Annotated in this window: 23 protein-coding genes, 14 tRNA genes and 2 rRNA genes; 32 read left to right on the top strand and 7 right to left on the bottom strand. The window is 51.8% G+C overall.

The genetic code is table 11. The features are described 5' to 3' along the window. From EVJ32_RS10225 to EVJ32_RS10130, 20 genes are all read left to right on the top strand, one after another. Positions 1 to 123: ribosomal RNA gene (locus EVJ32_RS10225) — 23S ribosomal RNA — on the top strand; the annotation flags it as partial. Positions 124 to 217: 94 nt separating this feature from the next. Then, positions 218 to 333, top strand: a 5S ribosomal RNA gene (gene rrf / locus EVJ32_RS10220). 8 nt (positions 334 to 341) lie between these two features. Then, positions 342 to 416 (top strand) — tRNA-Asn (locus tag EVJ32_RS10215). A 15-nt stretch (positions 417 to 431) separates the two neighbouring features. Further along, positions 432 to 522, top strand: a tRNA-Ser gene (locus EVJ32_RS10210). Positions 523 to 541: 19 nt separating this feature from the next. Next, a tRNA-Glu gene (locus EVJ32_RS10205) sits at positions 542 to 616 on the top strand. A 17-nt stretch (positions 617 to 633) separates the two neighbouring features. Beyond that, a tRNA-Met gene (locus EVJ32_RS10200) sits at positions 634 to 707 on the top strand. A gap of 8 nt (positions 708 to 715) precedes the next feature. Then, a tRNA-Asp gene (locus EVJ32_RS10195) sits at positions 716 to 791 on the top strand. Between the two features lie 31 nt (positions 792 to 822). Then, positions 823 to 898, top strand: a tRNA-Phe gene (locus tag EVJ32_RS10190). A 3-nt stretch (positions 899 to 901) separates the two neighbouring features. Continuing rightward, a tRNA-Tyr gene (locus EVJ32_RS10185) sits at positions 902 to 985 on the top strand. 4 nt (positions 986 to 989) lie between these two features. Further along, a tRNA-Trp gene (locus EVJ32_RS10180) sits at positions 990 to 1,060 on the top strand. 9 nt (positions 1,061 to 1,069) lie between these two features. Further along, positions 1,070 to 1,145 (top strand) — tRNA-His (locus EVJ32_RS10175). A 6-nt stretch (positions 1,146 to 1,151) separates the two neighbouring features. After that, positions 1,152 to 1,226: transfer RNA gene (locus tag EVJ32_RS10170), tRNA-Gln, on the top strand. Positions 1,227 to 1,230: 4 nt separating this feature from the next. Next, positions 1,231 to 1,305 (top strand) — tRNA-Gly (locus EVJ32_RS10165). Between the two features lie 12 nt (positions 1,306 to 1,317). Beyond that, positions 1,318 to 1,391, top strand: a tRNA-Cys gene (locus tag EVJ32_RS10160). A gap of 9 nt (positions 1,392 to 1,400) precedes the next feature. Then, positions 1,401 to 1,481 (top strand) — tRNA-Leu (locus EVJ32_RS10155). 6 nt (positions 1,482 to 1,487) lie between these two features. Continuing rightward, positions 1,488 to 1,558 (top strand) — tRNA-Gly (locus tag EVJ32_RS10150). A 73-nt stretch (positions 1,559 to 1,631) separates the two neighbouring features. Next, the gene (gene queG, locus EVJ32_RS10145) at positions 1,632 to 2,780 is read left to right on the top strand and encodes a tRNA epoxyqueuosine(34) reductase QueG (protein WP_131458165.1); all 1,149 of its coding nucleotides are present in this window, start codon (positions 1,632 to 1,634) and stop codon (positions 2,778 to 2,780) included. Then, the gene (locus tag EVJ32_RS10140) at positions 2,770 to 3,204 is read left to right on the top strand and encodes a methylated-DNA--[protein]-cysteine S-methyltransferase (RefSeq protein ID WP_131458163.1); all 435 of its coding nucleotides are present in this window, start codon (positions 2,770 to 2,772) and stop codon (positions 3,202 to 3,204) included. Before queG ends, EVJ32_RS10140 begins: the two co-directional genes overlap by 11 nt. A gap of 10 nt (positions 3,205 to 3,214) precedes the next feature. Further along, positions 3,215 to 3,688, top strand: coding sequence for a tRNA (uridine(34)/cytosine(34)/5-carboxymethylaminomethyluridine(34)-2'-O)-methyltransferase TrmL (gene trmL, locus EVJ32_RS10135; RefSeq protein ID WP_131458153.1), 474 nt, complete (start codon positions 3,215 to 3,217; stop codon positions 3,686 to 3,688). Positions 3,689 to 3,916: 228 nt separating this feature from the next. Continuing rightward, positions 3,917 to 4,474 (top strand): DUF5366 family protein, encoded by a 558-nt coding sequence (locus EVJ32_RS10130; RefSeq protein WP_131441616.1) that lies wholly within the window; start codon positions 3,917 to 3,919, stop codon positions 4,472 to 4,474. Between the two features lie 90 nt (positions 4,475 to 4,564). Here EVJ32_RS10130 and EVJ32_RS10125 read toward each other — a convergent pair whose 3' ends face one another. Further along, on the bottom strand, positions 4,565 to 6,352 hold the full coding sequence (locus tag EVJ32_RS10125; RefSeq protein ID WP_236634124.1) for a transglycosylase domain-containing protein: 1,788 nt from the start codon (positions 6,350 to 6,352) through the stop codon (positions 4,565 to 4,567). A 152-nt stretch (positions 6,353 to 6,504) separates the two neighbouring features. Here EVJ32_RS10125 and EVJ32_RS10120 point away from each other — a divergent pair, with 152 nt between their 5' ends. The 4 genes from EVJ32_RS10120 to EVJ32_RS10105 are packed head-to-tail and all read left to right on the top strand — an operon-like array spanning position 6,505 to position 12,694. Then, entirely contained in the window at positions 6,505 to 7,659 is a 1,155-nt protein-coding gene (locus EVJ32_RS10120; RefSeq protein WP_131458149.1) for a glucose-1-phosphate adenylyltransferase, read from the top strand. A 34-nt stretch (positions 7,660 to 7,693) separates the two neighbouring features. After that, on the top strand, positions 7,694 to 8,794 hold the full coding sequence (gene glgD / locus EVJ32_RS10115; protein ID WP_131458147.1) for a glucose-1-phosphate adenylyltransferase subunit GlgD: 1,101 nt from the start codon (positions 7,694 to 7,696) through the stop codon (positions 8,792 to 8,794). An 11-nt stretch (positions 8,795 to 8,805) separates the two neighbouring features. Then, entirely contained in the window at positions 8,806 to 10,239 is a 1,434-nt protein-coding gene (gene glgA / locus EVJ32_RS10110; protein WP_131458145.1) for a glycogen synthase GlgA, read from the top strand. 22 nt (positions 10,240 to 10,261) lie between these two features. Continuing rightward, positions 10,262 to 12,694: a glycogen/starch/alpha-glucan phosphorylase gene (locus EVJ32_RS10105; protein WP_131458143.1), complete on the top strand. Its 2,433-nt coding sequence runs from the start codon at positions 10,262 to 10,264 to the stop codon at positions 12,692 to 12,694. Positions 12,695 to 13,115: 421 nt separating this feature from the next. Here EVJ32_RS10105 and EVJ32_RS10100 read toward each other — a convergent pair whose 3' ends face one another. Then, positions 13,116 to 13,934, bottom strand: a complete 819-nt coding sequence (locus EVJ32_RS10100) for a sulfurtransferase (RefSeq protein WP_236634123.1) — start codon at positions 13,932 to 13,934, stop codon at positions 13,116 to 13,118. A 97-nt stretch (positions 13,935 to 14,031) separates the two neighbouring features. Here EVJ32_RS10100 and EVJ32_RS10095 point away from each other — a divergent pair, with 97 nt between their 5' ends. The 3 genes from EVJ32_RS10095 (at position 14,032) to EVJ32_RS10085 (ending at position 17,291) form a co-directional block, all read left to right on the top strand. Beyond that, on the top strand, positions 14,032 to 15,759 hold the full coding sequence (locus EVJ32_RS10095; protein ID WP_131458141.1) for a phospho-sugar mutase: 1,728 nt from the start codon (positions 14,032 to 14,034) through the stop codon (positions 15,757 to 15,759). Between the two features lie 126 nt (positions 15,760 to 15,885). Then, positions 15,886 to 16,644, top strand: coding sequence for a transporter substrate-binding domain-containing protein (locus tag EVJ32_RS10090; RefSeq protein WP_131458139.1), 759 nt, complete (start codon positions 15,886 to 15,888; stop codon positions 16,642 to 16,644). Next, a complete protein-coding gene (locus EVJ32_RS10085) occupies positions 16,641 to 17,291 on the top strand; it encodes an amino acid ABC transporter permease (RefSeq protein WP_131458137.1) in 651 nt (216 codons plus the stop codon). The genes EVJ32_RS10090 and EVJ32_RS10085 overlap by 4 nt, the downstream gene beginning before the upstream one ends. A 42-nt stretch (positions 17,292 to 17,333) precedes the next feature. Here EVJ32_RS10085 and EVJ32_RS10080 read toward each other — a convergent pair whose 3' ends face one another. Together EVJ32_RS10080 and EVJ32_RS10075 are read right to left on the bottom strand one after the other, a co-directional pair. Further along, positions 17,334 to 18,434: an ABC transporter ATP-binding protein gene (locus EVJ32_RS10080; protein WP_131458135.1), complete on the bottom strand. Its 1,101-nt coding sequence runs from the start codon at positions 18,432 to 18,434 to the stop codon at positions 17,334 to 17,336. 104 nt (positions 18,435 to 18,538) lie between these two features. Beyond that, positions 18,539 to 19,390 carry a PucR family transcriptional regulator gene (locus EVJ32_RS10075; RefSeq protein ID WP_131458133.1) on the bottom strand — a complete coding sequence of 284 codons (852 nt, stop codon included), beginning with the start codon at positions 19,388 to 19,390 and terminating at the stop codon, positions 18,539 to 18,541. 48 nt (positions 19,391 to 19,438) lie between these two features. On the opposite strand from EVJ32_RS10075, the gene EVJ32_RS10070 reads away from it, so the two are divergent. The 4 genes from EVJ32_RS10070 (at position 19,439) to EVJ32_RS10055 (ending at position 23,429) form a co-directional block, all read left to right on the top strand. Continuing rightward, positions 19,439 to 20,557 (top strand): DUF445 domain-containing protein, encoded by a 1,119-nt coding sequence (locus EVJ32_RS10070; protein ID WP_236634122.1) that lies wholly within the window; start codon positions 19,439 to 19,441, stop codon positions 20,555 to 20,557. Positions 20,558 to 20,594: 37 nt separating this feature from the next. Beyond that, entirely contained in the window at positions 20,595 to 20,966 is a 372-nt protein-coding gene (locus EVJ32_RS10065) for a YlbF family regulator (RefSeq protein WP_131458132.1), read from the top strand. 128 nt (positions 20,967 to 21,094) lie between these two features. Then, positions 21,095 to 22,870 carry an SLC13 family permease gene (locus EVJ32_RS10060; protein ID WP_236635570.1) on the top strand — a complete coding sequence of 592 codons (1,776 nt, stop codon included), beginning with the start codon at positions 21,095 to 21,097 and terminating at the stop codon, positions 22,868 to 22,870. Between the two features lie 70 nt (positions 22,871 to 22,940). Continuing rightward, the gene (locus tag EVJ32_RS10055; RefSeq protein WP_131458130.1) at positions 22,941 to 23,429 is read left to right on the top strand and encodes a hypothetical protein; all 489 of its coding nucleotides are present in this window, start codon (positions 22,941 to 22,943) and stop codon (positions 23,427 to 23,429) included. Between the two features lie 32 nt (positions 23,430 to 23,461). Here the strand turns inward: EVJ32_RS10055 and EVJ32_RS10050 are convergent, their stop codons facing one another. Genes EVJ32_RS10050 through EVJ32_RS10040 form a run of 3 tightly spaced genes read right to left on the bottom strand, consistent with a single transcriptional unit; the run spans position 23,462 to position 25,770 of the window. Then, positions 23,462 to 23,674 (bottom strand): YhzD family protein, encoded by a 213-nt coding sequence (locus EVJ32_RS10050; RefSeq protein WP_236634125.1) that lies wholly within the window; start codon positions 23,672 to 23,674, stop codon positions 23,462 to 23,464. Between the two features lie 45 nt (positions 23,675 to 23,719). Beyond that, complete coding sequence (dinB, locus tag EVJ32_RS10045) at positions 23,720 to 24,811, bottom strand: DNA polymerase IV (RefSeq protein WP_236634120.1); 1,092 nt, start codon at positions 24,809 to 24,811, stop codon at positions 23,720 to 23,722. A gap of 35 nt (positions 24,812 to 24,846) precedes the next feature. Next, complete coding sequence (locus tag EVJ32_RS10040) at positions 24,847 to 25,770, bottom strand: CorA family divalent cation transporter (RefSeq protein ID WP_131458126.1); 924 nt, start codon at positions 25,768 to 25,770, stop codon at positions 24,847 to 24,849. Between the two features lie 83 nt (positions 25,771 to 25,853). Here EVJ32_RS10040 and EVJ32_RS10035 point away from each other — a divergent pair, with 83 nt between their 5' ends. Next, the gene (locus tag EVJ32_RS10035) at positions 25,854 to 26,813 is read left to right on the top strand and encodes an HD domain-containing protein (protein WP_201738374.1); all 960 of its coding nucleotides are present in this window, start codon (positions 25,854 to 25,856) and stop codon (positions 26,811 to 26,813) included. Positions 26,814 to 26,822 lie beyond the last annotated feature (9 nt).

The following is a 26,822-nucleotide window of genomic DNA, read 5'->3' as shown; positions in this document are numbered from 1 at the left end:
GATGAGATTTCCCTTTGAGCAATCAAGAAAGACCCCTCAGAGACGATGAGGTAGATAGGTCATGGGTGGAAGCACGGCGACGTGTGGAGCTGAATGATACTAATCGGTCGAGGCTTTGATCTAGAAATGGTTTGTATTGATGAATCTTCAGTTTTGAGAGTTCAATCTCTTAAAAACATATTGACGTCACTGTTAAATGATGTTAATATAATACTTGTCTGGTGGCGATAGCGAAGCGGCCACACCCGTTCCCATGCCGAACACGGAAGTTAAGCGCTTCAGCGCCGAAAGTAGTTGGGGGTCTCCCCCTGTGAGGATAGGACGTTGCCAGGCAAGATCGTTCCGCAATAGCTCAGTGGTAGAGCAACCGGCTGTTAACCGGTAGGTCGTAGGTTCAAATCCTACTTGCGGAGCCACTTTTTCTCTTCTTTGGAGAGCTGTCCGAGTGGCCGAAGGAGCACGATTGGAATTCGTGTAGGCGGCACAACCGTCTCAAGGGTTCGAATCCCTTGCTCTCCGCCAGTTTATCCATACTAATTATGGCCCGTTGGTCAAGCGGTTAAGACACCGCCCTTTCACGGCGGTAACACGGGTTCGATTCCCGTACGGGTCACCATTTAAATTTTATATCGTCGCGGGGTGGAGCAGTCTGGTAGCTCGTTGGGCTCATAACCCAAAGGTCGTTGGTTCAAATCCAGCCCCCGCAATTAGCTTTGGTCCTGTGGTGTAGCGGTTAACATGTCTGCCTGTCACGCAGAAGATCGCGGGTTCGAATCCCGTCAGGACCGCCATTTTTTTATTTAACTAAATTACTACATACATGGCTTTGTAGCTCAGTTGGTAGAGCAAAGGACTGAAAATCCTTGTGTCGGCGGTTCGATTCCGTCCAAAGCCACCATGTGGGGGGGTAGCGAAGTGGCTAAACGCGGCGGACTGTAAATCCGCTCCCTCGGGTTCGGCGGTTCGAATCCGCCCCCCCCCACCACTTTAGGGGCATAGTTTAGCGGTAGAACTACGGTCTCCAAAACCGTCAGCGCGGGTTCGATTCCTGCTGCCCCTGTTTATTATGGCGATTGTGGCGAAGTGGTTAACGCACCGGATTGTGATTCCGGCATTCGAGGGTTCAATTCCCTTCAGTCGCCCCATTTTGTTGGGCTGTAGCCAAGTGGTAAGGCATCGGATTTTGATTCCGACATGCGTAGGTTCGATCCCTTCCAGCCCAGCCATTTTGCGGAAGTAGTTCAGTGGTAGAATACGACCTTGCCAAGGTCGGGGTCGCGGGTTCGAATCCCGTCTTCCGCTCCATTTAATCTCTTTGGCGCCATAGCCAAGTGGTAAGGCAGAGGACTGCAACTCCTCTATCGTCGGTTCGATTCCGACTGGCGCCTCCAACATAATATGCCGGTGTGGCGGAATTGGTAGACGCGCACGACTCAAAATCGTGTTCCTCTGGAGTGTCGGTTCGACTCCGACCACCGGTACTCTCTGCGGGTGTAGTTTAATGGTAAAACCTCAGCCTTCCAAGCTGATGACGAGAGTTCGATTCTCTTCACCCGCTTCATATCTCTCTGCCCTTAGTGGCGGGGAGATTTTTTGTATGCGAAAATAAGAAGAGTGAGGTGATGAATGGGATGACTCCTGAGATACTAAAACAACAGATTGTCGAGTACGCTGCGTCAATCGGGATCGATGAGTTGAAAGTGACGACGGCCGATCCGTTCATCGTCATGAAACAACGGCTCATCAAACAACAAGAGAAAGACTTCGCTTCAGGATTTGAAGAACCGGATCTTGATAAGCGGACGACGCCTGAACTATTGTTAGAGGACGCCCAGTCGATCATTGCGATTGCGGTTGCCTACCCGAGCAAATTGAAAGATGCGCCCCGAAGCGTGGTAGGTGAACGGCGTGGGTTGTTCGCGCGTGCCTCGTGGGGGCTTGACTATCATCGCGCCGTCGGCTCACGGCTTGAACAGCTTCAAGTGTATATCGAAGAACTCGTTCCCGGCGTCAAAACGCGCTCGATGGTCGACACGGGTGAACTCGTTGACCGGGCTGTGGCCGAACGGGCCGGAATCGGGTTTAGTGGAAAAAATTGCTCGATCATTTCGCCGGAGAAGGGATCTTACTTGTACTTGGGCGAGATGATTTTAGACACGTATCTGCCGCCCGATACAGCAATCGAGGACGGGTGCGGGGACTGTGATAAATGCATGACCGCCTGTCCGACGACGGCGCTCGTTGAACCGGGTGTGCTTGACGCCAAACGCTGCATCGCTTACTTGACCCAGATGAAGACGCTCATGCCGAGAGAGTTCCGCTCAAAGCTTGGTGGACGCCTTTACGGCTGTGATACGTGCCAACAAGTCTGTCCATATAACCGTAAGAAAGATTGGCGCCATCACGAGGAACTGTTGCCGGAGGCAGAAGTCGTCAAACCTCTGCTCGAACCGCTACTCAGCTTGAGTAACCGCGAGTTCAAGGCGAAGTTTGGTCACTTGTCCGGCTCGTGGCGCGGCAAGAAGCCGATTCAACGTAACGCGATCTTAGCGCTCGCACATTACCGTGAACCGTCAGCCGTCTCGGTGCTCGAAACATTCATTCAAACCGATGAGCGTGAAGACATGCGGGCGACGGCTGTCTGGGCGATCGGTGCGATTCTCGGTACTGATGCCGAAGCAATCTATCAAGAGATCGAACGCGTAGAGCAATCAGAACTGGTTAAAGAAGAGATTCGTATATTCCGAGAGGAGTGGGAACGTGAAGACCGTGTCATCTAAATGGGGAACGTTATCATACGAATTAAATGAGCAGGGGAAATTAATTGCGTTAGATTTTGCGGAAACAGAACAGGCAGATGGGAGCGCACCGATGTGGCTCGTCGACATGATAGAACGGGTCGAACGGGAAGGACTCCAAGCAATTGACCGCGCCTGGATTGACATGAACGGGACGGTTTTCCAACAAGAAGTGTGGGATGCGCTGTTGACGATCCCGTCTGGTGAGACGCGGACGTATAAACAAATCGCGGAGCAGATCGGACGTCCGAAAGCAGTCCGTGCCGTCGGCCAGGCGTTGAACCGTAATCCGCTGCCTGTCATCTTCCCATGCCATCGTGTCGTCGGCAGCAGCGGACAGCTCACGGGTTTTGCGGGCGGGCTCGATCAAAAACAACGATTACTCGATATCGAACAAGTGAAGTGAGGAATAGATTATGGCTAACCATGTAGTAATGTTTCAACCGGAAATCCCGGCAAATACGGGCAACGTCTCGCGGACGTGTGCGGCAACGAACTCGGTGCTCCATCTGATTCGTCCGCTCGGCTTCTCGACGGATGACAAAATGTTAAAACGGGCCGGCCTCGACTATTGGCAGTTCGTTGACGTCCGTTACCATGACTCGCTTGACGAACTATGGGCACAACATCCGGACGGCGAGTTTTTCTATATTACAAAGTACGGCGAACAGTATCCGAGTGACCTTGACGTGTCTGACGTCGAGAAGGACTATTTCTTCGTCTTCGGACGTGAGACGAAAGGCTTGCCGATGGAAGTGATCGAGGACAACCTTGACCGCTGCATCCGCTTGCCCCAGTCAAACCTCGTCCGTTCGCTCAACGTCTCGAACACGGCGGCCATCATCGTCTATGAGGCGCTACGCCAACAAGGTTATGCGGGATTAAAGTAAGAAAAAAGAGCCCGATTCGTGAGAATCGCGGCTCTTATTGATTACCTTCAGGTTTTCTGTTGTATCCTGCTGTTAAGATCGCCGCAAGGAAGGCGACGCTGATTCCGACCATTAGTAATAATCCCATTTAAAAATCCCCCTTTTGTTCTCCGTGACTACGAATATTATAATATACTTGATAATAGATTTGCACTGAATATGAGAAATTTTTGTGAAATGAGAGCCGATATGAAAACAAATGTGTACTTGTTAAGCTACGCCCCGTTGATTGGGATCATTCTTTTTTCGATGTCACTCGCTATCGCCACATCTGAATACGCCATTCAATGGCTGACGCGTGTCGGGGTGTATAGTGAAATCATCGCGCTGTTGTCTGTCCAAGAGACGAAGATCCTCGTGCTCGTCATGTTCTTCACGATATACTTCATGCTGTTTAGCGCCTTTAAACTCGTCGCCGATACGTTTAACCAACTCGGTTTCGCATTTTTTGCGCGTGAGACGAACGGGAGCTCGCTCCATCGCTTAAAGCCAGGAGCGACAATTTTCTTGGTCGGTTCAGGTGTCAGTTTTTTGTTTTTGACTTCACTGCCGGCAGCGATTGCGGTCTTGCTTGGCACGTTTGTCGTCTATTTATTCTACTACATTTGGCAAGTCAGCCAGTTGATGTCGACACTTCGAGCAATCGGGCTCTTGTTGATTCAAGCGATGATGTGGGCGATTCTGTTAAGCGGGCTCGTTTGGGCGCTCCTCAGGCTGTTTAACTCGGTCGGGGATATCATCTTATGAACACTGTGACAGGAGAAGAGTGGCTGGTCCATCTGAAAACATACAGACAGACGAAACAAGGCTAGAGGACTCATCCTCTAGCCTTGTTTTTTAGCGATGCGCCTCTGTCCAAACGATAGCCGGGTACGCCCGGTTGGCAAGCTCCGGGAACGGACGCGGCGTGTCGGCACCGAGCCAGATTGCCGTGATCGTCTGATCGGTCAAGCCGACATACCACATGTCCTTATGCGAGTTGGTCGTGCCGGTCTTGCCTCCGACGTAAGGGCGCTTGATCTGGCCGGCGTAACGTCCCGTCCCGTACGTTGTGACGGCAGATAACGCTTCTTGCATCGCCGAGGCCGTCTCGTCCGACCAGACGGCTTGTTTCATCATGTCCGGGCTGATTGTCGGGACGCCCGAAGCAAAGCGGATTTCTTTAATCGTCTGACCAGATACGTACACACCTTTATTGAGAAAAGGCGTGTACGCGGCAGCGAGTTCCTTCGGAGATACTCCTTGTGTCAGACCGCCGAGCGCGCTCGCGAGATTGCTGTCCTTGGCTGGATCCCACTGGCTGAACATCATGTCGGCCGTCTCGTACGCTCGCTCTTGGTCGATCGCCGTGAACGCGGCGAGTGCCGGTGTGTTATACGAGTAAGCGATCGTATCTTGGAGCGTGACGTCGCCTAGGACACGGTTGCCGCTGTTCGTCGGGCAATACGTCCCGTAACAGACAGGTCGTCCGTCAAGCACCGTATCGAGCGTCGCTCCGGTCTCTTCGATGTAAGGCGCAAACACAAGGACAGGTTTTATAGCCGAGCCCGGCTGCCGGTACGCTTGGGTGGCCCGGTTGAATTCACCACTCTGCTTCATATCAGAATCGACGAGGGCGACGATGCGCCCGTTCGGCGTCAATTCGGCATAGCCCCCGTTCAAGCCGTTCGGTAAGCGGCTCATCACTTGTTTCGCTTGGTTTTGACGTTCGACGGACAAATACGTTTCGACTGTCGCTTTATTGCTCGCCAAGTAGTTTTTGGCCGCCTCTTCATCGAGGTCATAACGTGTACGGACGAGGCGGACCGCGTCTTTCATGACCGTGTCCATATAGTCTGGATAGCGGACTTTGTGGCTGCGATAAGAGGCCTTGAGTTTGACGCCGTGAAACGCATCATATGCTTGCTTTGATAGGACGCCCGCATCTCTCAATTGCGTGAGGATGCGATCTTTACGCTCGTAAAAGGCAGGCGACGGGTCAAGCGGATCGTAAAGGGACGGATTATTCGGCACGGTCAGCAAGTAAGCGATCTGGTTCCAGTTCAAATCGTCGAGTGGACGGGAGAAGTACGTATCGGCCGCCGACTGGATACCATAGACGTTATGACCGAAGAAAATGACGTTGCTGTAGGCGGTCATAATTTCTTTTTTACTATAATTTTTTTCAAGCGCTCGTGCGATCATTAATTCCTTTACTTTGCGCTCATACGTCCGTTCGTGCGTTAAATAAACGTTTCGGGCCAGTTGTTGGGTAATCGTGCTCCCGCCTTGGACCGACGATTCGTTGGCGTTATTGATGAACGCTCGGGCAATCCCTCCGAGGTCATAGCCGGGATGGGCGTTGAACTTCCGGTCCTCAATGACGATGATTGCTTCACGGATGTGATTCGGAAGCCCATTGACGGAGACGTCGTTGCGGCGACCGTTCAAGTACAGCTGTTCCGCCCCTCCTTTATAAGTGAGCGTGACAGCATGTTTCGATGAGAGCGGAGCGGAGCTGACGGCCTCTTCACCCCACTCGACAATCGTTTTCGCTTGGTCAATCTCTTCTTTTAAAGCTCCGCTGACTGTGAAGCCGACGGCAACCAATCCAGCAATAAACACAACCCCGAGCCATGCTCTCATCGTCTCACCTCTTTCTCTATTCATTATATCGTCAAACTTTCAATAAAATTAAAAATGTAAACGCTATCATATAATAATTTAAGCAGGAATACATTAGGAAACAGCGAAAAAGGGTATTAGAGGTTTATATTATGAATTTAGGAGGCAGTACTATGAAGCAAGAAATGGTTGCGATGCTCCTCGCTGGCGGGGAAGGCAAGAGACTTGGGCCTCTCACAAGAAAGACGGCAAAGCCTGCCGTCAACTTTGGAGGGAAGTACCGGATTATCGATTTCCCACTATCGAACTGTACGAATTCGGGAATCACGACAGTCGGTGTGTTGACACAATATGAGCCGTTAGAATTAAACCGTTACCTCGGCATCGGGTCTGCCTGGGATTTAGATCGCCGCAATGGCGGATTAGCTATCTTGCCGCCATACCAAGCTCAGTCGGGGAAAAACTGGTACGAAGGTACTGCGAATGCGATCTACCGGAACTTGAGCTATATCGATGACTACGATCCGGAGTACGTGTTGATCTTATCGGGAGATCACATTTACAAAATGGATTACGAGAAGATGCTCGATTTCCACAAAGAAAAACAAGCCGATGTGACGATTTCAGTCATGGCCGTCCCATGGGATGAAGCACCGCGCTTCGGAATCTTGAATACGAGCGATGATTTGCGTATTAACGAATTCGATGAAAAACCTGAGAAGCCGAAGAGCAACTTGGCGTCGATGGGGATCTATATCTTCAACTGGAAAGTGTTGCGCGAACACTTGATTCAAGACGCGGAAGACGAGACGTCAAGCTTTGACTTTGGGAAGAACATCATTCCAAACACGCTTATCGACGGATTGAACGTCTTCGCCTATAAATTCAAAGGCTACTGGAAAGACGTTGGTACGATCCAGTCACTATGGGAAGCGAACATGGACCTGCTCGAAGAAGATCCTCCGTTCGATTTATATGACCCAGACTTTAAAATTTACTCGGTCAACCCGAACCAAACGCCGCAATTCATCGGAAAAGATGCTTGTGTCGAGCAGTCGGTCATCAATGAAGGATGCCGAATCGAAGGAGAAGTCCAACATTCGGTCTTGTTCTATGACGTGCGTGTCGGTGAAGGGTCGCTTGTGAAAGACTCCGTCATCATGCCAGGGGCCCGCATCGGGAAAGACGTTACAATTCATAGAGCCATTGTCGCTAGCTGTGCCGTCATTGAAGACGGCGCGACAGTTGGTGAGCCGGGGGGTGACATCGTTGTCATCGAGCCGCATGAAAATATCGAAAGTGGAACAGTCTTCAAGCAACGTGCTTGATACTAAAATAGACCGACGCAAGGAGGCGTTATTGTTGACGAATGATTTGTTAGGAATCATCAACTTAGGTACCGAAGAAGGGTTATTCCCGGAGTTAACGGGACATCGCAACTTAGCATCTGTCCCGTTCTCGGGGCGCTATCGTCTCATCGACTTTACATTGACGAATATGATTACCCAAGGTATCGATCAAGTTGGGATTTTTACACTTGATAAGTATCGTTCTTTAATGGACCATGTAGGATCAGGCAAAGAGTGGGATCTTGACCGCTCACAAGGCGGATTGCATATCTTCCCGCCGGCGCTTAAACCGGATGGCGAAGCCTATCTCGGAGATTTAGCGAACTTCGCGATGCACCGGGAACACTTCGTGCGCAGCAAACAAGCTTACGTCGTCATTACCGGCTCGAACGTGTTGACGACAATCGATTATCAAAACATGCTCGAACATCATAAATCGATGGGTGCGGACATCACGCTCGCCTACACGGAGCATGAACAAAAATGTGGCTACTGTCGTCCGATTCGACTCGGGGAAAACGACCGTGTCGTCGGGATCGGGGAGCGCGGCTTTAGCCCGGACGATGAGCATGCATATACAGAAACGATCGTTATGTCGAAAAACTTATTCCTCCGCCTCGTCGATGAAGCGACGTCAAAAGGGGAGTATGACTTGTTAGACGGCGTTATTCGTCCTCAGCTCCACCGTCTCCACGTTCATGGATATCACTATACGGGTAAAACGCAGGTGATTCACTCGGTGCTTTCGTACTATAATGAAAGTATGCGCTTACTTCGCCAAGAAGGAATCATCTACGACTTCCCTCATATTTACACGAAGATCAAACATGAGCCGCCGACTCGCTACTTGAAAGGGGCGAAAGTGAATGAAGCGCTAGTCGCCAATGGATGTAAAATCAGTGGAGAAGTCCAAACTAGCATTTTGTTCCGGGGTGTGGTCATCAGTGAACATGCGCGCGTCAAAAATTCAATCATTTTATCCAAGTCGATCATCGAAGAAGGGGCTGTCGTCGAGAACGCCATTTTAGACAAAGAAGTGGTCGTGAAACGTGGACAGGTCATTCGTGGAACGGTCGATGAACCGATCGTCATCAGAAAACGGACAACGGTTTAAAGGAGGATATTATGAAAATATGGTATGTCGCTTCAGAAGCGGCACCGTTCATGAAAACGGGGGGGCTTGCCGATGTGATTGGCTCGCTCCCTCAAGCGGTGTCTAGCCTTGGTGAAGATGTCAGTGTCGTAATGCCGAAGTATGGCTCGATTGCACAAGAATATGTCGATGAGATGGAATATTTATTCGATTTGATCGTCCCGGTCGGCTGGCGTAAGCAGTTCGGGGCCGTCTTGAAGTTAGAGCGCGACGGGATCACGTATTACTTTATCGATAACGAGTACTATTTTAATCGCGAAGGCGTGCTCTACGGTCATTACGATGATGCAGAACGATTCGCCTTTTTCTCCCGAGCCGTCCTTGAGATGATCGGGCAGATTGAAGAAGTTCCGGACGTGTTGCACTGCCACGATTGGCAGACGGGTGTCCTTCCGGCGTTTCTACGAATCCATTATCAACACATCGAAGCGTACCAAAAGATTCGAACGGTCTTTACTATCCATAACCTGCAATACCAGGGGATCTTCCCGGAAGCTGTGCTTGGTGAACTGCTGCAGTTTGGGCACGAGCATTTCACGGCAGAGGGCATCCAACATAACGGCCTCGTCAATTACATGAAGGCCGGTATCGTCCATTCCGACCAAATCACGACGGTGAGTCCATCTTATCGCGATGAGATCATGGAACCTTACTATGGCGAAGGTTTAGATGCGGCACTACGCCACCGTGCCGTCGACGTCCGCGGCATCTTGAACGGTCTCGATTTGGCGACGAACGACCCGAGCACGGACAAACGAATCGCACAAACGTATGATCTCGATACGGTCAAAACAGGGAAGCTTGCCAACAAGCGCATGCTTCAAGAACGTTACGGTCTCGAAGTGCGTGATGATATCATGTTGATCGGATTCGTGAGTCGTCTCGTCGAGCAAAAAGGTCTCGATTTGATTCATGCGGTGAACCATGAGTTGGGGAATTTGGATTGCCAGTTCGTCTTCCTTGGATCGGGTCAACCTGAATATGAGGCGATTGTTCATGAGATGACGGCAGCCCATCCTGGGAAAATCGGGTCGTATATCGGGTTCGATATCGAACTGGCCCACTTGATTTATGCGGGATCAGACGCCTTCTTGATGCCATCTCGATTCGAACCGTGCGGCCTTAGCCAATTGATCTCGATGCGTTATGGAACGCTTCCGATCGTTCGTGAGACAGGCGGACTCCGAGACACGGTCAAACCTTACAATGATTATACGCAAGAAGGGACTGGCTTCGGTTTCTTGAACTACAACGCTCACGAGATGCTCGCGACGATTGAAAAATCAATTCGTGTCTTCTACGAGGATAACACTTGGAATGCGCTCGTCCATCAAGCGATGACTTCGGACTTCAGCTGGAAACAATCCGCTAAGCAATACCGTGAGTTATATCACCTATTCGCATGACTGGAAGGAGATTTACACATATATGTTTACAGATAAACAGAGCTTCGTCACTTCGTTTCAAGAAAGATTCGTCGCCTTAAACGGGAAATCGTTCGATGAAGGGACCGAGCAGGAAGTGTATCAAACGTTGGCAACGATGGTGCGTGAACAAGCGATTCCGAAATGGATCAACACACGCGACAAGCAAGAAGCAAAACAGAGCAAGCAAGTCATCTATTTCTCGCTCGAGTTTTTGTTAGGCCGCTTCCTCTATAACAACTTACTCAGTATGGATGTTTTAGAAGTTGTCCAAGAAGGACTTGAAGAACTCGGTTTTGATTTCACGGAAATCACGGAGTTCGAGCCGGAACCTGGACTCGGTAATGGTGGACTGGGCCGTCTGGCCGCTTGTTTCCTCGATTCACTTGCCGCGCTCAGTCTGCCCGGTCACGGTAACGGGATTCGTTATCGTTACGGTTTGTTCAAACAAAAAATCGTCGACGGCTATCAAGTCGAGTTGCCGGACAACTGGCTCCGGAATGGGAATATGTGGGAGACGCGCCGTGCCGATCGTGCGGTTGACGTGAATTTTGGGGGCTGGATCGAGATGAAGCAGATCGGAGACCGTCTCCGTGTCGTTCATCACCCAGACGAAGTCGTACGCGCCGTCCCATACGATATGCCGATCATCGGTTACAAGAACGACGTTGTGAACACGCTCCGGCTTTGGAATGCGGAGTCGCCATTTGATGACGAAGAGTATATGGAACGCACGAAAGGGTCGTACAAAGACTTGTTGAAACACAAGCAGTCGATTGCGACGATCTCGGAGTTCCTTTATCCGGACGACACGACGTATGAAGGTAAAGTGCTCCGTTTGAAACAACAGTACTTCTTCGTGTCAGCGGGTGTCCAATCGATGATCGCGTCTTACTTGCGACACAACAAATCACTCAAACATTTAGGCGACTACTACGCTGTCCACATTAACGATACCCACCCGGTCGTCGCGATCCCTGAACTGATGCGGATTTTGATGGATGATCACGGATATGGCTGGGATGAGGCGTGGCGCGTGACGAAGAGTGTCATGTCGTTCACAAACCATACACTTCTCGCCGAGGCGCTTGAAAAGTGGCCGGTCGAGATGTACGAGCGTCTATTACCACGAATCTATCAAATCATTAATGAAATCAACCGTCGTTTCTGTAGAGACGTGCTCGTCAATTATCCACACCTTGAACCGCATATGGGTGAGATTGCGATCGTCTCGAACAATTACATTAACATGGCAAACCTTGCCGTCGTCGGGTCACATTCGACGAACGGGGTCGCCCGTATTCATACAGATATTTTAAAACAACGCGAGATGCGCCACTTGTACGAAATGTTCCCGCTTCGTTTCAATAACAAGACGAACGGCATCACGCATCGCCGTTGGCTCTTGAAATCAAATCCACGTCTATCGAACTTGATCACGGACGCAATCGGTCCGTCATGGATCGAGCACCCGAACGATCTTGAGAAGTTGATGGGCGTCTCGAAAGATACGAGCTTCCAGGAGCAAGTGATGGAAGTAAAACAACAAAATAAACTCGACTTAGCGGCTTACATTCAAGATGAGACGGGAATCAGTGTCGACCCGAACTCGATTTTCGATGTTCAAGTCAAACGTCTGCACGCGTACAAGCGTCAGCTCATGAACGCGATGCATATTCACGCGCTCTATCAAAAGATTCAAGCAGACCCGACGTTCACGATGGTCCCACGGACGTTCATCTTCGGAGCGAAAGCGGCGCCAGGTTATTATTACGCGAAAGAAGTCATCCGCTACATCAATGCCCTCGCGTCGATGATTAACAAGGACAAACGGGCGAGTCAGTTCATCAAGATCGTTTTTCTTGAGAACTACCGCGTCTCGATGGCCGAACGGATCTTCCCGGGCTCGGACGTTAGTGAACAGATCTCGACGGCGAGCTACGAGGCGTCAGGAACCGGAAACATGAAGTTCATGATGAACGGAGCGCTCACAATCGGTACGCTTGACGGGGCGAACATCGAGATTCGCGATGCGGTCAGTGACGACCATATCTTCATTTTCGGATTGGCGCCGCAAGAAGTCATGAACTATAAGAAATTCGGCGGGTATCATGCGGCCGACATTTATCATGCCAACACCGAAGTACGTAACGTCGTCGACAGTCTCGTCAACGGGACGTTCGATAAGGTCGGGGAGTATCAATTCCAAGCGATCTTTGATTCGCTTCTCGTCTATAACGATGACTTCCTCGTCTTGAAAGACTTTATGTCCTACATGCAGGCACAGCGACGCGTCGATGAAGCGTTCGCAGATAAGGCGCGTTGGGCGGAAAGTTCAATCGTCAATACGGCTAAGTCTGGTATTTTCTCGAGTGACCGAACCATCACGGAATATGCGAACGCGGTTTGGAACATCAAGCCGACGAGTGTGAATTGAACTACCCCCACCTAGGCCTTGCTTAGAGGTGGAGGATTCCTGAGTTATCCGGCCTAACGACCGGAACATTATCAGGCTACCCCCGTTGTCCCGACGGTTGAAAGTTGATCTTGTTCGTTTCTTTAGTGCGGATGCCTACTTTGCTTGGTTTTCGCTACTTCGGTCATCCGCTAGGTGAACGTTGAAGATTTTACGTGACAGACGAACTTCCTGTCACAACCCTATATCTTCAGTTTTCAAGGAACGTGACACTTATTTTTTTACCTGATTTCAGGAAGTTCAAACACGATGTCGAACCATTGACGTATCGAAAGACACGCCTGGTTCGAAGGCGATTCATCTCCCACTTTCACTAGGGCTTCGCCCGCGTCGTTTAGAAGTGGGAGTATTCTCGCCTAATTTTGATAAAAAAATCCACCCGTTATGGGTGGACCTTGTTGTCTGGATAACTGATCCAGTCAGAGTATGAACCGGGATAGAGACGGACATCGTCTTTACCGAGCGCGTGCAACGCCAAAATGTTCACGCAAGCGGTGACACCGCTGCCGCAATAAAAAATCGGGTTCGGGACATCGAGCACGTTGGTGTAAAGTTCGCGCAAATCGTGAAAGTCTTGAAGCGTCCCGAGCTCCGTGACAGCGTCTACGTATGGGCAGAGCAGGGCGTTCGGAATATGCCCGGCTTTTTTATCGATCGGTTCGTGGCTTCCGTCGTAACGGTCGGCCGTTCTTGAGTCATATAGGCCGCCTGTTGTCGTTGCGGCGCGCACGTCTTCGATCGTGGCGATCATATCGTCGTGGAAATCAGGGACGTATGTCGAAGCAGGGTACGTCGGAATCTCGGTCGTTGTCTCACCACAGTAAGTGATGCCGGCCTGAATTCCGCCTTCGAGCACGATGACGCGCTCATGGCCGGCCCACTTGAATAACCACCAAGCACGTGCGGCGTATGGGAAACCGTCGTCGTAAATAATGATCAAGTCGTCCTTTTGGATGCCGATGCGTCGGAGCGTCTCCGTCCACGCTGCTTTTGACGGGAGCGGGTGACGTCCGCCGTGAACGGACACAGGGCCTGACAAGTCTTCCATCAAGTCGAGATGGACGGCATTCGGGAGATGTCCTTGACGGTACACGTATTTTCCGTATGAAGCGTCGTTCAATGAATAGCGGCAATCAATAAATCGGATTGAGTCCGTATGGACGATTTGTTTCAATTCTTGGGCACGCATAGTTGGAAACATAGTATCACCTCGAAGTTTCGTTACTCCCATCGTATACAAGATGGAACAAATTGGCGAGTACTTCGATTGAATTTGAACGTCGAAAGGGGAATTGACCATGGCATGGCAACAAACATATGAGCGTTGGAATCAATATGAGGAACTTGAACCTTATCTTCGGACCGAATTAGACGAGATGGCAAAAAATGAGACGACACTCGAAGAAGCGTTTTATAAGACGCTTGAATTCGGAACGGGTGGTATGCGCGGTGAGATCGGACCAGGTGCCAATCGAATGAACGTCTATACGATTCGTAAAGCGGCACAAGGATTTGCCGACTTTATTTCGGCGTCAGGCGAGGAAGCGAAACGGCACGGTGTCGTCATCGCCCATGATCCACGTCACTACTCACCTGAATTCGCGCTCGAGGCGGCACGGACGTTTGCATCGAACGGGATCAAGACTTACTTGTTCCCGAGCTTACGGACAACGCCAGAGCTGTCATTCGCCGTCAGACGCTTAGGCGCGTTTGGAGGAGTCGTCATCACGGCGAGTCATAACCCGCCTGAGTATAACGGCTTTAAAGTGTATGGCGCCGACGGCGGGCAATTACCGCCGGCCGAGGCGGACGAGCTCGTGTCTTACGTCAACGCGATCGAGGACGAGTTAAGCATCCCGGTCCAAGACGAAGCAACACTCCGCGCCGACGGGACGCTCGTCACTGTCGATGAGTCTGTCGATGCTGCTTATTTGGAAGCTCTTCAAGCGATTCGAATCCATAAGGACGTCCCAACAGACGCCCTGAAAATCGTCTTCTCGCCCCTTCATGGCACGGGACGTCGACCAATTATGGAAGGACTCAAGACGTACGGGTTTGACCATGTTACGATCGTCGAAGAGCAAGCCGAACCAGACGGCGCGTTCCCGACGGTCAGTTCCCCGAACCCGGAAGAGCGGGCGGCGTTCAAGCTGGCGATGGAATATGGTGACCGTGTCAGCGCTGATCTGCTCATGGCGACCGATCCCGATGGTGACCGCGTCGGCTTCACCGTGCGTGACCGCGACGGGGAATGGTTCGTCTTGACGGGGAACCAGACCGGAGCGCTCTTGATGGATTACATCCTATCGCAAAAAGTCGAGACCGGCACGCTGCCAGCGAACGGATTCGTCGCGAAAACGATCGTCACGTCCGAGCTCGGGGCGGCCATCGCCAAAGCGTATGGCGTGCATCTCGAGAACACGCTCACCGGCTTTAAATTCATCGGTGAGAAGATTAAACAGTATGAGGAGTCAGGTGAGTACGAGTTCTTGTTCGGTTATGAAGAGAGCTACGGTTATTTGATCGGCGACTTCTGCCGTGATAAAGACGCTGTTCAGGCGTGCGTGCTCGGCGCCGAGATGGCAGCTTTCCATAAGGCGCAGGGGCGAACGTTGTATGACGCGCTCCAAGCGATTTATGAGAAGTATGGCTTTTATGAGGAATCGCTTCAATCGATGACGTTGAAAGGGAAAGCCGGGCTTGAACAGATCGGCCGGATGATGGAAGCGTTCCGTGCCAACCCGCCGCAAGAAGTTGCCGGCTATGAAGTCGTCCGCTTCGAGGATTACAAGCAACAAGTCGCAACCGAGCTTCGTCAAAATACGACCGAGGACATCGACTTGCCGTCTTCGAACGTGCTCAAATTCGTCTTCGAGGACGGGTCATGGTTCTGTCTCCGCCCGTCTGGCACAGAGCCAAAGATCAAGTTCTATTTCAGTGTTCACGCGGATAGTGCCGAGACGACGACGGCGAAACGTGAAGCGATTGAACGAGACGTTATGAAGCAAGCAAAAGCAATCGACTGACTAGTGTACCACCGCTCAACTGGGAGCGGTGGTTTTTGTTTGACTTCTTTTAACCTCGTCAGTATGATGAGTATATTGCTCAAAACCATGTAATCATATAAGGATTATCAGGAAGGCGGAAATAACATGAAAAAATCATTAACGGCAGTTCTCGCAATCGGCGCATCGTTCGGGGTGCTCGCAGCTTGCGGTACAGAGACGGACAGTGGATCTGAAGAAACAGTCATCACAGTCGGGACGGAAGCGACATACCCGCCATTCACGTACAAAGATAAAGGTGAAATCACAGGGTATGACATCGACGTGTTGAACGAAGCGGCAGAACGTGCCGGCTATACGGTCGAATATGAGCCGATGGACTTCAAAGGACTCGTCCCGGCACTCGATGCGGAACGCATCGATATGATCGCGAACCAGATGAGCATCACACCGGAGCGTGAAGAGAAGTATGCGTTCTCGGATACGTACGCGGTCTCAGGTGCACAAGTCATCGTCGCTTCAGATAATGAAGACATCCAAGGCATCGACGACCTTGACGGCAAAGTCGTCGGTTCGACGCAAGGATCGGTCTATGCCCAGATGGCTGAAGAAGCTGGTGCTGAAGTGAAGTTCTACAAAGGCGCGAACCAAGTGCTGCAAGACCTTCAAGTCGGACGTCTTGACGCAGCGCTCAACGATCGTCTCTTCATCTTTTCAGAGCTCGAGAAGACAGGTTATGACGTGAAAGCGGTCGGTGACGTCTTCAACAAGAGCGAGGCGGGTTATATGACGCGTCAAGACAGCGACGTGCTCGACCAGTTGAACGAGGCGCTTGCTGAAATGAAAGAAGACGGAACGATGGCTGAAATCGGTGAGAAGTACTTTGGTGAGGACATCAGTCAATGAATGAACTGATCACGACCGTCATCGAGAACCGTTCGGCCTATATCGAAGCCGTACAATTGACGTTGATCGCCAGTATCCTGTCGATTATCCTCGCCTTGGTGCTCGGTCTGATCATCGCGTTACTTCACAGCAGTCCAATCAAAGTGTTGCGGTTGTTCACTCGGACGTACACCTCGTTCTTCCGGGGTACGCCGCTGCTCTTACAACTCCTCATCTTGTACGTCGGATTGACCGGGTTCGTCCAACTGAGTGGGATGCAGGCGCTCATCTTCGGATTGGGTCTGCACTTTGCGGCTTATATCTCGGAGGCGTTCCGGGCAGCCATCAATTCGGTCGATCGCGGACAAGTCGAGGCGAGTGTCGCCCTCGGGATCCCGCGGGCAAAACGTTTTAAAGACATTATCTTCCCACAAGCGTTATCACGGGCCATACCCCCGGTGTCGAACTCGGTGATTGATATCATCAAGTCGACGTCGCTCGGGTCGGTCATCGCCGTGCAGGAGTTGACGTACGTCTCAGACCAGATTGCAGCGACGACCTACTTGGTCATGCCGCTCCTCTTGTTCTCGGCCTCGATCTATTGGATCTTGTCGACACTCATTCAAGCAGGGCAGCATCGGCTCGAACGTCGTTATGCGACCCGCTAAACGAAAAATCCCCTCGATTCCAAGAATCGAGGGGATTTTGTATTAACGGATGACGAGCTCTGTCTCAGTGTCGAAGAAGTGTGCTTTCGTCATGTCGAGCGCGAGTTCTACGTCGTCACCCATGCGGATGTTCGAGCGGCCGTCGATGCGGGCCGTGAACTGGTGTCCGCCGAGCTCGGCGTAAAGGTACGACTCGGCACCCATGAGTTCAGATACGTCGATGTGTGTTTGGAACGTGTGTGTTGTCGGAGAGTCGATGTAGATCGGCTCATCGTGGATCGATTCTGGACGAATCCCGAGGATGAGCTCTTTACCGATGTAGCCGCGGTCGCGAAGACCTTTCATCTTGCCTTCAGGCACGTTGATTTCTTCGCCGTTCACGACGAACTTGCCGTCTGCGAGTGTTCCGCGGAAGAAGTTCATCGAAGGTGAACCGATGAAGCCGGCAACGAAGATGTTATCTGGGTTGTCGTATACTTCTTTCGGCGAACCGACTTGTTGGATGATCCCGTCTTTCATGATGACGATACGAGTCGCGAGTGTCATCGCTTCCGTTTGGTCATGGGTAACGTAGATCGTCGTCGTATCGAGACGGTTGTGCAACTGGATGATCTCTTTACGCATTTGTACGCGAAGTTTTGCATCCAAGTTTGAGAGCGGCTCATCCATCAAGAACACTTTCGCGTCACGAACGATAGCGCGACCGATGGCGACACGTTGGCGCTGACCACCTGAGAGTGCCTTCGGTTTACGTTGGAGGTATTCTTCAAGTCCGAGGATGCGAGCCGCATCTTGGACGCGACGGTCGATCTCTTCTTTCGGGAACTTCCGAAGCTTCAAACCGAATGCCATGTTGTCATAGACGCTCATGTGCGGGTAGAGGGCATAGTTTTGGAAGACCATCGCGATGTCGCGGTCTTTCGGCGCCACGTCGTTCATGCGTTTGCCGTCGATGATGAAGTCGCCGCTCGAGATTTCTTCGAGTCCTGCGATCATGCGAAGTGTTGTCGATTTACCGCAACCAGACGGTCCGACGAAAACGATGAACTCCCGGTCTTTAATGTGCAAGTTGAAGTCGCTGACGGCTTTCCCGTCACCACCGTCGTATATTTTATCAATGTGATTCAATTGAATTTCTGCCATTGTCGTTAGCCTCCTGAGAATGTGTTCTTGTATAATAGCGCTTACAAGATTGATTATAAGATGAAACCGCTTGCACTAGCTATGTACACGTTGCACAAAAACAGCTACTCAGATTTGTGCAACGTGACAATCAGTTGGAGTAAACTCGCATCATAAAACTGACGAGCGTCATATCCTGTCAGTTCATAGAGCCGATCGAGCCGATAATTGAGCGTGTTCCGATGCATGAACAGCGCCTTCGCCGTATGAGACACGTTCAGCGAGTTGGCGAACAGCGCCTCTAACAATTCTACACTCGTCTTATCGAGTATCGAATACGCCGCCTCGGTCAATTGGAGACGTGTGGCAAAAGTCTCATGGTCTTGTAGCAAGTAATGGTATAATAATTGACTAGCAGGGTAAGTTTTAGTAGGGAGTTTCGCGAACGGGCGCAACGTCATGTGTTGATGGTAAAGCGTCCCCAACACACCGAGCGGCCGTTCACTAAAGATGACGTGCGCTTCGACGTAGCAGTCGCTCGCGCCGGCACGCAATACGTCCTCGAAATCAGACAAGTCGACGAGTTGGTTCATCTCAATGATTTCAACGTGATGTCGCGTCATGACGACAATCTCCGCTTCTGGCATGAAGTCGTGTAAGATCTCTAAAAATTGCTCGAGCGATTCCCTCTCTTGATAGTGGAGCGATAGCGACAACAGACGGAACGGTTGCGCGATCCGATACGAATCGGTGAGCAGGCGGTTTTGCCATTTTTCTTGACGGGGGTCGGCGGTCGTCAAAAACGGTGTCGCCGACCATTCGAGCAGTTGCCGTTCACGCTCGTTCAACTCGGTTTTTGGCAAGCCGAACACTGTCCCGTCATGTGCTTGATACCAAGCATAGTCTCCGGATGCGTCTTCCGACCGATGGACAACGGTCGGGAAAATCGATTTAATACGATCAAACGTAGTCAACACAATCACCTCTTCAACAATGTATCATATTTCAGAACGGGGGCAGGCAGTTTGGATAGTCTACTAAAAATATTCATCATGATCGCCATCGGGGCGACAATCGGGGGAGTAACGAACTTCCTCGCCATCAAAATGTTATTTCGGCCCCACGAGCCAAAGTATATCGGAAAAGTCCGAGTACCGTTCACACCGGGGTTGATTCCGAAGCGCCGCGATGAGCTGGCGACGAGTCTCGGCAAGACGGTCGTGAAACACTTGTTGACGCCTGAAGGGATGCGGAAGCGCCTGCTCGACGAACAAGTGAACGGCCACATCACCTATTTCGTCCAAGAGGAAGTCCGGACGATGCTCCGTTCGGACAAGACGATTCGTACACTAGTCGAACCGCTTTACCCGGACGCCGAGTCGCGTGTGTTGACGGAAGCGGACACGAAACTCCGTCAAGAGCTCCGGCTCGTGCTTGCTGACGTCAAGTCACGCAAGCTGTACGAACTGCTCGGTGAGGACGGGATGGACCGTGTCCGTGACGTGATCCCGGAAATCGTCGACGCGATGCTCGTCAAATCAGAAGAGTATTTCTATTCGGCGGAAGGAGAGGCTCAATTGCGGTATATGGTCGACTCGTTCGTCCAACGCCGGCTCGGTTTTATCGCCGGGTTCATTCAAAATATGAACTTCGTCGAGATGATCCGCCCGGAGATTGTCAACATTTTACGTGGCGGATCGACTCGGTCCGGAATGGCGACGATGATCACGCGCGAGTTCGAACGGTTCAGTGAGCGTACGGTCGACACACTCTTAGATGAGCGGTTAGAAAACCGATTGATCGATGGGGTGACGACAGAAGTCATCACCCGTCTTCCGATCGGCGAATTGCTCGACCGGACCGTCTATTCGTATACACGAGACGTCGAGACGCGCATCGTCGACGATCTCGTCCCGAACGGGGTTCGGCTCGTCATCGAACGGTTCACCGATCAAATGGAGACGGTGATGGACCGTCTGAAAATCGATCAAATCGTGCAAGAGCAAGTCCAGTCGCTCGATACGTCGTACCTCGAGGAGATTGTTTTGTCGATCTCGAAACGGGAGTTCCGGGCAATAACATGGCTTGGGGCGCTGTTAGGTGGTATGATTGGGTTGATTCAAGGGTTGATTGCCATCGTTTGATCGGCCACGGCCCTAATAGTATTTAGGAGGACGTCACATGTCACAAACAAACTTGTACGATCATGCTAACCAATTGGAAAAAGCACTTCGCGAATCTGAGGAGTTCACAAATCTCTCTTCATTATACGATCGTGTCAATGCGGATGCAGAAGCGAACCAGTTGTTCGCTGACTTCCGTGATATCCAAATGAAGCTTCAGCAAAAGCAAATGCAAGGCGAAGAAATCTCAGAACAAGAGATGATGGATGCTCAAACGAAAATGATGAGCGTGCAACAGAACGAATTGATCATGGAGCTCATGCAAGAAGAGCAACGCATGCATCAACTGGTCACAGAAGTGACAAAAATTATCATGAAGCCACTTGAAGAGCTATACGCTCCGATGGTTAATGAAAACGAAGTTCAATAACACCTGTGCGGATGGCTTTCGAGCCATCCGTTTTTTGTTGACCGACTTGTCATATTCCTAATGATAGCGTTTACATAATGTGGGGTATAATAGCCTTGTACATCAATTCACAAGAGAGGGTGGGCGTCATGGTCACCTTGTTCATATTAGCGGTCATGATCATCTTTTTCATCGGGGGCTGGTTGCGGGCCGATCTCGTCGCACTCGTCGGGCTCGTCGCGCTCGTATTGACGCAGCAACTGTCGCCTGTCGAGGCGATGGCAGGTTTCTCGAATCCGGTCGTCTTGATGATCGCCGGATTATTCATCGTCGGAGCGGGCCTGTTTCATACAGGACTCGCCGAACGGCTTGGCGCTGGGCTCATTCCTTATGCGAAAGGGAGTGAGGTGCGTCTATTTCTCGTTCTGATGGTCACCGTGACGTTTCTATCTAGTCTCATGTCGAACACGGGGACGGTCGCGCTCTTGATCCCGGTCGTTCTCGCCATGTCGAGACAAACCGGTACGAATCCGGCAAAACTGTTAATGCCGCTCGCGTTCTTTTCAAGCATCGGCGGGACGATGACACTCATCGGCACCCCACCGAACCTTGTCGCCGCTGAGGCGCTCCGTGGTGCCTCAGTCGGAACGCTCGGTTTCTTCTCGCTACTACCGATCGGGTTCGCCGCCGCCGTCGTCGGGCTGCTCTACTTTTATGTCATCGGGAACCGGCTGCTCGATGCGGGCGAGGTTCGTTCGGTCGTCGTCGCTCGTCTGCCGATGCCTGACTTGAACATCTACGCGCTCACGCTCACGAAAGGTCATCCGCTTGTCGGGAAAGCACTCCGAGACGTGAAGTGGTCACGTGACGGTTTGATCGTCCTCGGCGAAAAGCGAAAAGGGCTCGCGCATCGACTCGTCACGGCTCGAGCCGATACGGTGCTCTATGAGGGACGTGTCCTCGTCAGCGGGGCAGAACCGGATGTTCGACGCGTCGCCCGTCAAGAAGGGTTGATCGTTGAACCGATGGAGCTGAAAGACGTCTACGGGAAAGGGTCAGGCGTCGCCATTTTCACCGTCCCATCTGATAGCCCGCTCATCGGTCACTGTCTCTCGGAAAGTCGTCTGCGAAATGACTACCGCTTGAACGTGCTTCAAGTCATCCGCCCGAACGAAGAAATTGCGATGACACGGCTGAAAGACGTCCCGTTAGAGCGAGGTGATATGCTCGTGGCCCAAGGCGAGTGGAGCGATTTAGAAAAAGCGGGTGACGAGACACACTTGTTGCTCGCGAACGAGCGCGTGACCGATGTCGCCAACCGAGCTGTGTCCGAGCGCCATCAACTCGCAGCCGGTCTCATCATGCTCGTCATGGTCGTGCTCCTCGTCTTCGAATGGGTCGACCCGACCGTTGCCGTTTGGCTTGCGGCCATCGCGATGGTGCTGACGGGAGCGGTCCGGCATATGGACGTTGCCTACGAGTCGGTCCAATGGTCGTCGCTACTGTTGATTGCCGCCATGATTCCAGTCGGGACCGCACTCGAAAACGCGGGTGTCATGGCCTGGCTTGTCACATGGATCAGTGAGTCGTTCGGGCGCGCTGGTCCGGTCTGGGTGCTTGTCGCCATCTTCGTCGCAACGATGGTGCTCAGTCAAATCATCTCCAATACGGCAACGGCCGTCTTGTTCGCACCGCTCGCCTTATCGCTCGCCGCGTCACTCGAAGTCAGTCCGGTGCCGCTCGTCGTCGCGGTCGCCGTCGCGGCATCACTCGCGTTTATGACGCCGTTCGGCTCACCGACGAACGCGATGGTGTTCAGTATCGGCGGCTATCGCTTTTTCGATTTCGTTAAAGTCGGTTTGCCGCTACAAATGATTGTCGCGGTCGTCGCGATGTTTTCGATTTTATTCCTCTTTCCATTCTGAAAGAGGAAATTTTTGTTAGTTGACGAATAAGACGAATAAGTTGAAAACAATGAACTAATGAGGTGAAGAGATGATGTGGAAACGAATCGGTATCCTCCTGTGCGTCTTCTTCCTGGCAGCTTGCTCGAACGCCAGTGAAGAACCGACGCTCGGAGAGGACGCGTTGCTGGCCAAAAGGTATTTGGAGGAGAAAGGTTATGAGATCGTCTCTTACAAGGGAGGGGACACGTCACGTTTCGAGAAGGAAGACCTTCTCGATTCACCTGTGCGAGATACTTGGAGCGTCCAGACGACGCCACCGGACGACTATATCGGGCGTGACATTAAGCGAGAGCATTTCGTCGTCCGTAACCATCTGCTCGATGATCAGTACGAGCTCGGACAGACGAACGTCTTGGTCCTAATTGATGACGGGGACATCATCGGCGGGACCTCATTCCCTGATTCAAAGGAACCGCTGATGGGGGCACCTTATTCACTGGATGGGAAGACGGCGGAAGAGCTACATCCCGATTATTGGACGTGGCGCGAACAATGGGAGACTAAATATAGCGAATAAACAAGCGCCTCGGGGTTCCCGAGGCGCTTCTGTTATGAGGCTGTGCTTTTCAGTTTTCCGGGAAGTTTGCACCGCTCGAAATAGATGAGTTGTCCTTGGCGGACGATGCGCGCCCCTTTATGGTCGTGACCGGCCTCCTGGAGCATCGCTAGCCCTTTCGCTTTTCCTTCTTCGTCGTTCGCTGCCTCGAATGAATCATTAAGTAAAATCGTGCCGTCATTCTCGAACGCGGTGACTGTGTACATGTTCAAACGGATCCCCCCCTTTTTTTCATTGTACTGAATCACCATTCATTCTTCAAGCGGTGGTTTCGTCAGTTCGTCGAACGTGAGCTGACGGGCTGTCTCCGTTCGGGGGATCAAATCGGAGACGGTCATGCCGATCAGACGGACCGGCTCGTTGATTGACATCTCATCGAACAAGCGTCGGGCGAGCCGTTTGATTTCGTCATGGTCATGGGTCGGATGGTTCAGCTTGATTTGGTGGCTGCGTGCTTGGAACTCGCTCGTCTTGATTTTGATCGTCACGGTTTGACAACTCAATTCACGGCGGTCGAGCTGTTGCAATACGTCTTCGATTTCAGGGATGACGCGCTCATACACTTCCTCCGGGTCGTCGAGGTCAAAGGCGAACGTCGTCTCCGAGCCGATCGACTTGCGTTCACGGGTCGGGACGACGGGACGGCTGTCACGTCCGTGGGCGAGTTCGTATAACTGGACACCACGGTCATGGCCGAGGATGGCCTTCAACTGTTCAGGTCGCGCCTGCTGGATGTCGGCAATCGTTTCAAACCCGTGCTTGAACAAAGTCTGGGCGGTCACTTTTCCGACACCGTGCATCGTCGTGATCGACAGCGGGGCGAGGAACGACTCGACTTCGTCCGCGGCGACGATAGTGAGGCCGTTCGGTTTGTCGAACCCGGAGGCGATTTTGGCGACGAACTTGGACGGGGCGACGCCGGCGGAAGCGGTCAGTCCGGTCCGGCGTTTGATCTCGCCGAGAATGTAGCGCGCCACGTAAGGAGCCGACGTGCTCATGAGCGAGTTCTCGGTGACGTCGAGGTACGCTTCATCGAGCGATAGCGGCTCGACGAATGGCGTCACAGACTTGAAGATCTTCATCACGTCTTGGCTCACTTGCCGATACGCCTGAAAGCGCGGCTTGACGAACGTCGCTTGCGGGCACAGGGCGAACGCACGGCGTGACGACATGGCGCTATGCACGCCGTATTTCCTCGCCTCATACGAACAGGTGGCGACCACTCCACGACTGTGAGGGGCGCCACCGACGATGACGGGCTTATTTCGCAAATGAGGACGGTCTCGTTGTTCGACGGATGCATAGAACGCATCCATATCGACATGTATGATTAAACGTTCCATCGGCATCTCCTTTCTGTTTCAATCGACTCCTTTCATTATACCGAACTTTTGTTCGTTTTTTTACTTCTTTGTTTATCGAGACGTTGTTGAGTTCGAGGCTGACTTGGGAATTGGAGCAATGAGCCGATCCAATTTTTTCGCTTTAACCAAATTTGAATCAACAGCGTGAACAGGATAATCATGAACCAAGCGAACAAATAGCCGAGCGGCCACTCGAGTTCAGGCATTTGTTTAAAGTTCATGCCCCAAACGGCACCGAAGGCGACGACCGGCGTCGTCAGTGCCGTGAAGACGGTCAACGCCTTCATGATCTCGTTGCCGCGAAAGTTTGACAGCGTCGAGGCGAGATCGGTCATCGCGATGACATCTTCCTGGTAGTGTTCAATTAACGTTAACAGCCGGTCGACACGGTACTCAGCAAGGCGATAAGACTTCAGCTCATTCAACTCTATGTCGAGGAACGCCTCTCGTCCCGCCATCAGTAGCTCGCGGTACGGGACGACCGTATCTGACCAACGTTCAATCTCACTCCGCAGCCCAAATATCTCGTTCATGAATTCAGGCGGAACTTGACCGCTCATTTCACGCTGTGACATCATCAGGCGTTCCTCATATTCATCGATCCCATGGAAGTAATAGTCCATCTTTTCGGCGAGCAGGTCATAGAACGCTTCAATCGGTGTGGCATATTGTTTCGCTGCGACGATCTCGCAGTACAAATCGTCAAACCCGATCGTCCATAAAAAGTCGCGCGTCACGAAATAGTGACCGATTTTCTGCGGTTCGCGTTCGAGCTGCTCATAGTCGAGCGTGAGCGAACCATACATATAGTCCTGCTCGACGATGATTTTCGTCACTTTGGCCGTCGTCAGTTGTTCGAGCCAATACGTGTACGCCTCCGCATAGTGGTCGTCAACGTGTACGATTTCCTCAGGTCGCGTGTACCAAGTCCAATTCATCCTTCATTCCCCCAATGTTCTTCTCTCCTCAAGTATTCCCGATTTACCGAGAAAGTTGGCATCTGGGGCGAACTTTCGTTAAGATGGAAGTACTGACAAGAAGAGAGGTGCTTTCATTGACGACTAAAATCGGTCAGCTCAAAGTGGGCGACACGTTAAACCAATATGTAATGATCAAACAATCATATCGAGGGCTCGCCGGGAACGGGAAGCCTTATCTGACGCTCGTTTTATGCGATGAGAGCGGCGAAATCGAGACGAAGGTGTGGGATAGCGCTGATACCGAGAAGTACGGGACGAAAAAGATCGTCCACGCCTCAGGAGAAGTCATGGACTATCGGGGCCGGACGCAGCTCAAACTGAAGCAGATCTCGATTATCGAAGGGGAGACGGACATCGCACCGTACGTCCGCTCTGCGCCGATCCCGAAGTCGGAGCTCGAGACGACGATCCGGGCGTATATCGACGCGATCAGTCACGAGGGCATGCGGGAACTCGTGACGACGATTGTCGACCGAAACGAAGAGGCATATTTCACGTATCCGGCGGCGGTACGTCATCATCATGCGGTCTATTCAGGGCTCGCGTTCCACGTTATGTCAATGCTCAAACTGGCCGGAACGATGTGTGACTTGTATCCACAGTTGAACCGGGACTTGCTCGTCTCAGGTGTCGTCTTGCACGATTTGGCGAAAGTCATCGAGCTGTCGGACGCGATCACCCCGGAATATACGCTCGAAGGCAAACTGCTCGGTCATTTGTCGCTCATGGCGTCCGAGATCGAAGTCACAGCCCGCGAGCTCGGGACAGATCGTGAAGTCACGACGCTGTTACAACATCTCGTCTTAAGTCACCACGGGAAGCCGGAGTGGGGCTCGGCGAACGCGCCGCAACTTCCGGAGGCCGAGATGCTGTTCTTCATCGATAACATCGACGCGCGGATGAACATGTTCGATAAAGCGTTCGAAGGTGTCGAGCCAGGAACGTTCACAGAACGGGTCATGGCGCTTGATAACCGGGCGTTCTACAAACCGAAGCTATAAAAAAAGGCA

The organism is Exiguobacterium sp. SH5S4, from assembly GCF_004337045.1.
Classification (GTDB): Bacteria; Bacillota; Bacilli; order Exiguobacteriales; family Exiguobacteriaceae; genus Exiguobacterium; species Exiguobacterium aurantiacum_A.
The sequence above is the reverse complement of the archived record's forward strand: the minus strand, read 5'-3'. Positions and strand labels throughout refer to the sequence as shown.